Genomic DNA, 6,949 nt, shown 5'->3' on the forward strand with positions numbered 1-6,949 from the left:
GACGCCGCGACGTCGCTCAGCGACGCCGTCACCGGCCCGTCCCCGCGAGGTCGGCCAGCTCGCCCGCGCCGCGGTCCAGGAGCTCGGCGACCACACGTTCGGCGGCATCCTCGCGCCCGGCCGCGCCCTGCGCCTCGATCTTCGGAACGTTGCGCTCCACGCGGACGCTCTGCGCGCCGTCGAGCGCATAGACCTCCACCACGAGCCGGACGACGGCCCGGCTGCCGGCTCCCGCCGCGTCCCCGCCATCGTCCCCGTGCTCGTCCCGCGTCTCGAGCGTCGCGGCGATGCCGACCGGCGCCGCACACCCCGCCTCGAGCCGGCGCAGCACGGCGCGTTCGAGAAGGGCAGTCACCTCGGCATCCGGGTCGGTGATGCGCGCGACGTCGTCGCCGACCGCGTCGCCCGCGCGTACCTCGACCGCGAGCGCGCCCTGGCCGGCGGACGGCGGCCAGCCGTCGGCGCCGAAACGCTCGGCGATGCGGTCGGTGCGACCGATGCGCACGAGCCCCGCCTCGGCGAGCACGATCGCGTCGTACTCGCCCTCGTCGACTTTGCGCAGACGCGTGTCGACGTTCCCGCGGATGCCGCGCACGACGAGGTCGGGCCGGCGCCGCAACAGTTGGGCGACCCGGCGCGGCGAACCGCTCCCGACGACCGCACCGCGCGGCAGGGTGGCGAGGTTCAGCCCGTCACGGCTGCACAACACGTCGCCGACCGGGGCACGCTCCGGCACCGCGCCGATCTCGAGCCCCTCGACCGCACCGGTCGGAAGGTCTTTCATCGAGTGCACGACGAGGTCGCAGTCACCGCGCAGCAGCGCATCGCGGAGGGCCGCGACGAACACCCCCGTGCCGCCGAGCTGCGCCAGCGGCCCGGTCAGCACGTCGCCGTCGGTCGTGATCGGCACGAGTTCGACCTCGCGGCCGGTGGCGGCGCGCAGGGCGTCGGCCACCGTGCCCGACTGGGTGCGCGCGAGCAGGCTCGCCCGCGTGCCGAGCCGGAGCGGCGCCGTGTCGGGCGTCATTCCGTGAGCCCCGCGAGCGCCGGCTGGAAACCGAGGCGCTTGTTCTCGCAGCACCCCGTGCGGCACACGTCGTACCAGGGGCCGAGGTCGGTGAGGTGCGGGCGCTCCGCGGGCGGGGTCGCCGCGAGGCGCTCCTCGATCAGGTCGACGAGACCCGCGACGTAGGCGGGGTGCGTGCCGGGCGTGGGCGTGCGCACCGCGACCAGGTCGAGCCGCTCGGCGGTCTCCATCGCCTCGGTGTCGAGGTCCCACAGCACCTCCATGTGGTCGCTGACGAACCCGAGCGGCACGATCACGACGGCCTTGCGTCCGAGCGCGGGCAGTTCTTCCATGGCGTCGTTGATGTCGGGCTCGAGCCACGGCACCTGCGGCGGGCCGGAGCGGCTCTGGAAGACGACCTGCCACGGGGCATCCGACCCGAGCTCCGTCATGATGCGCTCGGCGACGGCGGCGTGCTGCGCGACGTAGGCACCGCCGGGGCCGAGGCGGTTCTCAGGCGGGCCCGAGCGGTCGGCGTCGGCGTTCGGAATCGAGTGGGTCGAGAAGAGCACTTCGACCTCGGTGTCGAGATCGAAGCCCCGCGCACGCAGATCGTCGAACGCGCCGCGCACGCCTTCGACGAACGGGCCCACGAACCCCGGGTGGTCGAAGAACGGCCGCACCTTGTCGATCTGCACCTTGAGCGACAGCTCGGTCGCCTCGACGGCGTCGGCGAGGTCTTCGCGGTACTGCCGGCACGACGAGTACGACGAGTACGCGCTCGTGGCGATCGAGAGGAACCGCCGGTGCCCGTCGTCGTAGGCCTGCTGCAGCGCGTCGGAGACGTAGGGCATCCAGTTGCGGTTGCCCCAGTAGACCGGCAGGCCGAGCCCGCGCGCGGCGATCTCGGCGTCGAGGGCGGCCTTCAGCTCACGGTTGTGCTCGTTGATCGGCGAGATGCCGCCGAAGTGGCGGTAGTGATGCGCGACCTCTTCGAGGCGTTCGTCGGGGATGCCTCGGCCACCCGTCACGTTCCGCAGGTACGGGATCACGTCGTCTTGACCCTCGGGGCCGCCGAAGCCGAGCAGCAGCACGGCGTCGTACGCGACCGGCTCGGTGGCGTAGGGCTCGCCGGCGCAGGTCGCGGCGGTCGCGCCCGCGACGCGGCATCCGTCTGCGACGGCGGCGTGGGTCGCGCGCGGGGGCTTCGGCCGGAACGGTTCGGGTTCGGTCGTGGATGCCAGTCGTTCGGCGGCCATCAGCTCAGCACCTCCGCAAGCTCGGTGATCTCGACGCGCCGCCCGGTGTAGAACGGCACTTCTTCGCGCACGTGCCGGCGCGCGTCGGTCGCACGCAGGTCGCGCATGAGGTCGACGAGGTGGATCGGGTCGTCGGCCTCGAGCGGCAGCAGCCACTCGTAGTCGCTGAGGGCGAAGGTCGACACGGTGTTGGCGACGACCTCGGTGAACTTCGCCCCGCGGCGGCCGTGTTGGGCGAGCATGGCCGAGCGATCCTCTTCGGGCAGCAGGTACCACTCGTAGCTGCGCACGAAGGGGTAGAGGCACAGCCAGCCGCGCGCGTGCTCGCCGCGCAGATATCCGGGCACGTGGCGCTTGTTGAACTCGGCCTCGCGATGCACGCCCATCGCGCTCCACACGTTCTCGAAAGCAGAGAGCGCCGTCGTGCGTCGCAGGGCGCGCAGCGCCTGCTGCAGCTGGGCCGGGTCGTCGACCGATCCCGGCGTCGTGTGCAGCCAGACCATCAGGTCGGCCTCGGCGCGCATGCCGGTGACGTCGTAGAAGCCTCGCAGCGTCACCCCGTCTGCGGCGAGGCCGCCGACGACGCTCTCGAGCTCGGCGAGCGCCGCGTCGCCCGGCGCCGTGCGCGGACGGGGGCCCGCCAGCACGGCGAACAGCGTGTAGCCGAGCGGAACGGATTCGGTCATGCGTGACTCCTCTGAGGATGGGATGCGGAGCGGGTGGCGGTGGCGACAGGCGCCGCGGCGACGGGCCCCGCGGCGAGATCGGCGATGAGGGCGGCAGCGAGGGCGCGAGCGTGCGGAACGACCGACGCGAGGCCGGTGCCGGCGACGCTCGCGCCGGCGAGGCGCACGGCGGGGTCGACCGGTGAGCGGTCCGCGGCGGCGAGGAGCGCCGCGGTGCGAGCGGATGCCACGGCATCCGTCCACTCCTGAGGCACGATGTCGACGACGTCGGCCGGGGCGATGTCGAGGCCCGTGAGCTGCGACACCTCGCGCGCGATGTCGGCCGGGGTCTCAAGGCCCGTCGGGTCGGTGCCGCGCGCCGAGAGGCGCACGAGGTGACGCCCCGCGGGCGCCGCGGCCTGCGCCCACGCCCACTTGGCGGTGACGTGGGTGAGCGCCTTCGCGCGCGTGGGCAGGGCCGGGTCGACGATGACGCCCGAACCGACCGGGAACGCGTCGAGACCGGTGTGATCGATCGCGGCGGCGATCACCTGCACCCGGGCGGGGGCCGTCGCGCCGGTGTCGTCCGTCGCTTCGGTGTCGGGGGTCGCCCCGGTGTCGATACCGAGCAATCGCGCGGCGACGGCGGGGCCGGTGGCGATCACGACGGCGCGCGCCGTGATGACGGCGGCCGAGGTCTGCAGCACAGTGATCGCCGTGTCACCGGCGTCGGCGACCCCACGGCCGATGCCGTGCACCGTGACCCCCGTGCGGATATCCGCGCCGTGCGCCTGCGCGGCCTCGGCCAGAGCGACCGGCAGGCGCCACATACCGCCCGCGATGCCTCCGACGGCAGCACCGGCGCGGGCGCCGGTCGCGATGGTGTCGGCACCGGCGATCAGCGAACCCTCCGCGCGGGCGGCGGCCCACAGCGCAGGATGCAGCTCCGAGAGCGTCACGTCGGTCGCGGGGCGCGAATAGACGCTGCGGCACAGTGTGTCGACGAGGCGCTCGGCCACGACCCGGCCCGACCGATCGGCGACGAGGTCGAACAGCGACGGCTCGACGGCGTCGAGGTCGAGCGGGGGCAGGTCTCGCTCGGCCGCCGCGCGCGCCGCGGCATCCGCGCCGATGAGCGCGACGACGTCAGCGGCGAGCGGGTCGGCCGGAATGCCGAGCACCGTCCGCCGCGGCAGGGGTGCCCGCACGATCTGCGCCGCGCCACCCGGCGCCGCGGCCGGCGCGGCGACGGCGAGATGCGCACCGCCCGGCCGCGGAGAAACGAGCTCCAGGCCGAGCCCCGCATCGGCGACGAGGGCGGGTACGGCGTCGGTGCGGGTCGCGAACGACTCGGCGCCGAGATCGAGGTCGACGCCTCCGACCCGGCCCCGCCGCAGCAGCCCGCCGACGGCATCCGAGGCCTCGCACACGATCACGCGCAGGCCCGCGCGAACCAGGTCGTGCGCGACCGTGAGGCCGCCCATGCCGCCGCCGACGACGACGACATCGGCGTCCGTCGCCACGTGCGGCACGGTGATCGCGTGCGGCGCGGTGGTCGTGCCGCTCACGCTGCTCCCGGTGCGCGCCAGTCGTGCACCGTACTCACGAGGTCGGTCAGCACGTCGGGGTCGGTGTCCATGGGCACACCGTGGCCGAGGTTGAAGACGTGCGCGCGCGCCGCGAGTCCCGCCTCGAGCGCCGCGTGCACCGCAGCCTTGCGTGCAGCGGCCGGGGCGAACAGCAGCGCCGGGTCGAGGTTGCCCTGCAGCGTGACCTCTGAACCGCGCGCGCCGAGCCGGTCGACGGCCACATCGAGGGGCACGCGATAGTCGACGCCGAGCGCATCCACACCGATGGATGCCATGTCGGCGAGGATCTCGCCCGTGCCGACCCCGAAGTGGATGAGCGGCACTCCCTCGGGCGCGCCGGGAAGATCGAGCGCGCGCACGGGCTCGAGCGCCTTCGCCGAGGCGGGCAGCACGGCGCGGCGGTAGTCGGCGGGGGCGATCGCGCCCGCCCACGAGTCGAAGAGCTGACCGGCGCTCGCGCCCGCCTGCACCTGCAGGGCGAGGAAGCGCCCCGTCACCTCGGCGAGCCATGCGGTGAGGTCGCTCCACGCGGCGGGATCGGAGTGGATGAGGCTGCGGGCGCCGAGGTGGTCTTTCGAGGGTCCGCCCTCGACGAGGTAGGCGGCCAGGGTGAAGGGCGCCCCCGCGAAGCCGATCAGCGGCAGCGGCTCACCGCGCACGGCCGATTCTTCGGCGAGCATCGCCGTGGTGCGGGCGACCGCCTCGGCGACCTCCGCGCCGCGCTCGGTGACCAGGGCAGGATCGATCCGCACGACGTCGGCGATCTGCGCGGCCGTGCGCACGGGCTCGGCGAACACGGGGCCGCGGCCCGCGACGATCTCGACGTCGAGGCCCACGAGCTTGAGCGGCACCACGATGTCGCTGAAGAACACCGCGGCATCCACCTTGTGCCGGCGCACCGGCTGCATCGTGATCTCGCTCGCGAGGGCGGGGTCGAGGCACGCGTCGAGCATCGATCCGCCGGTCGCGCGGAGCGCCCGGTATTCGGGCAGCGAGCGGCCGGCCTGCCGCATGAACCAGACCGGCGTCACCTCGGGGCGGTGCCCGCGCAGGGCCTGCACGAGGCGAGACGAGGCGGTGTCGTGCAGAGCGAGCGGGTGCGTGGAGGGCAAGACGGAAGCCTTCGATTCGAGGGTGGAGTTAATCGTTATACTACTCACGATCCGAAAGAGGTTGCCTCGCGTGCTCGTCTGTCTGTCTGCCCACCAGCGCACCACTCCGCTCGAAGACCTCGAGCGCCTGTCGGTCATCGGCGACGCCGCGGCATCCGAGCTCAGCGATGCCCACGAGGCGATCCGCGGCGCGGTCGTCCTCGCGACTTGCAACCGCTTCGAGGCCTACTTCGACGTCGACGAGGCACACGGCGCGTCGCCGCTGCCGGCGATGGATGCCGCGATGGAACGCCTCGCGAGCCTCACCGCACTCCCCTACCGGCACGTGCGCGACACGGTCGAGTTCGCCCACGGCAACGGCGTCGCCCAGCATCTCTTCTCGGTCGCGGCGGGACTCGACTCCGTCGCCCTCGGTGAGGACGAGATCTCGGGGCAGGTCGGCCGCGCGCTCGAGACGGCGCGCCGCGAAGGGGCCACCACCGGCCCCCTCGAACACCTCTTCCAGCGCGCCACCGAGACCTCGCGCGCCGTGAAGAACTCCACACGGCTCGGCGAATCGGGACGCTCGCTCGTGCGTCTCGCGGTCGAGCTCGCCGGCTCGCGGGTTGGCGCGTGGCAAGACGCGCGTGTGCTCCTCGTCGGCACGGGGCGCTACGCCGCGGCATCCCTCGCCGCCCTCCGCGCCGTCGGAGCCGTCGACATCCGCGTGCACTCCCCCTCGGGGCGGCGGAAGTTCGCGCAGCGCGAGCACCTCACGGTCGTCTCCGCCGAGCGCTTCGCCGCCGAGGCCGCCGCAGCCGACGTCATCGTCACCTGCACGACCACGACCGACACCTACGCGCTGACCGCGGAAGGCCACCGCGCCGCACGCGCCGGGGGCGATGCCGCCCAGCTCGTGATCGATCTCGGCATGCCGCGCAACGTCGACCCGGGCCTGCGCGGCCTCGCGGGTGTCGAGCTGCTCGACCTCGACACGATCCGCGTGCACGCGCCGATCGACGAGTTCGCCACCATGAACGAGGCTCGCCTCATCGTGCACACCGCCGCCCAGCGTCACGCCGCCGCGCGTCGCGTGCACGAGGTCTCGCCCGCCGTCGTCGACATGCGTCGCTACGTGCACGAAGTGCTCGACGCCGAGATCGCCCGCACCCGCGCCCGGAGCGGCGACCCCGAGATCGAGGCGGCACTCCGACACTTCTCGGGCGCGCTGCTGCACGGCCTCATCGCGCAGGGACACGGCCTCGCCGCGCAGGGCGAGGGCGCCGCGTGGCGCGACGCGGTGCGTGCGGTGTTCCCGGGCGGCGCGGCGGGCGACGAC

General features: G+C 73.8%; 6 protein-coding genes. 1 reads left to right on the forward strand and 5 read right to left on the reverse strand.

Annotated features, from left to right (window positions below; translation table 11 throughout):
- Positions 1-28 precede the first annotated feature (28 nt).
- From hemC to hemE, 5 genes are read right to left on the reverse strand one after another with little or no spacing between them, the layout of a single operon-like run.
- A complete protein-coding gene (gene hemC, locus G3N18_RS15230) occupies positions 29-1,027 on the reverse strand; it encodes a hydroxymethylbilane synthase (RefSeq protein ID WP_196385106.1) in 999 nt (332 codons plus the stop codon).
- Positions 1,024-2,265, reverse strand: coding sequence for a ferrochelatase (locus tag G3N18_RS15235; protein ID WP_196385107.1), 1,242 nt, complete (start codon positions 2,263-2,265; stop codon positions 1,024-1,026). The genes hemC and G3N18_RS15235 overlap by 4 nt, the downstream gene beginning before the upstream one ends.
- A complete protein-coding gene (hemQ, locus tag G3N18_RS15240; RefSeq protein WP_196385108.1) occupies positions 2,265-2,951 on the reverse strand; it encodes a hydrogen peroxide-dependent heme synthase in 687 nt (228 codons plus the stop codon). The genes G3N18_RS15235 and hemQ overlap by 1 nt, the downstream gene beginning before the upstream one ends.
- The gene (locus G3N18_RS15245; RefSeq protein ID WP_338038665.1) at positions 2,948-4,498 is read right to left on the reverse strand and encodes a protoporphyrinogen/coproporphyrinogen oxidase; all 1,551 of its coding nucleotides are present in this window, start codon (positions 4,496-4,498) and stop codon (positions 2,948-2,950) included. Before G3N18_RS15245 ends, hemQ begins: the two co-directional genes overlap by 4 nt.
- Complete coding sequence (gene hemE, locus G3N18_RS15250; protein WP_268932621.1) at positions 4,495-5,631, reverse strand: uroporphyrinogen decarboxylase; 1,137 nt, start codon at positions 5,629-5,631, stop codon at positions 4,495-4,497. The genes G3N18_RS15245 and hemE overlap by 4 nt, the downstream gene beginning before the upstream one ends.
- A gap of 70 nt (positions 5,632-5,701) precedes the next feature.
- Between hemE and G3N18_RS15255 the strand changes: the two genes are divergently transcribed.
- On the forward strand, positions 5,702-6,949 hold a 1,248-nt coding region (locus tag G3N18_RS15255), incomplete at its 3' end, for a glutamyl-tRNA reductase (RefSeq protein WP_196385110.1).

Source organism: Microbacterium paulum, assembly GCF_015707995.1.
Classification (GTDB): Bacteria; Actinomycetota; Actinomycetes; order Actinomycetales; family Microbacteriaceae; genus Microbacterium; species Microbacterium paulum.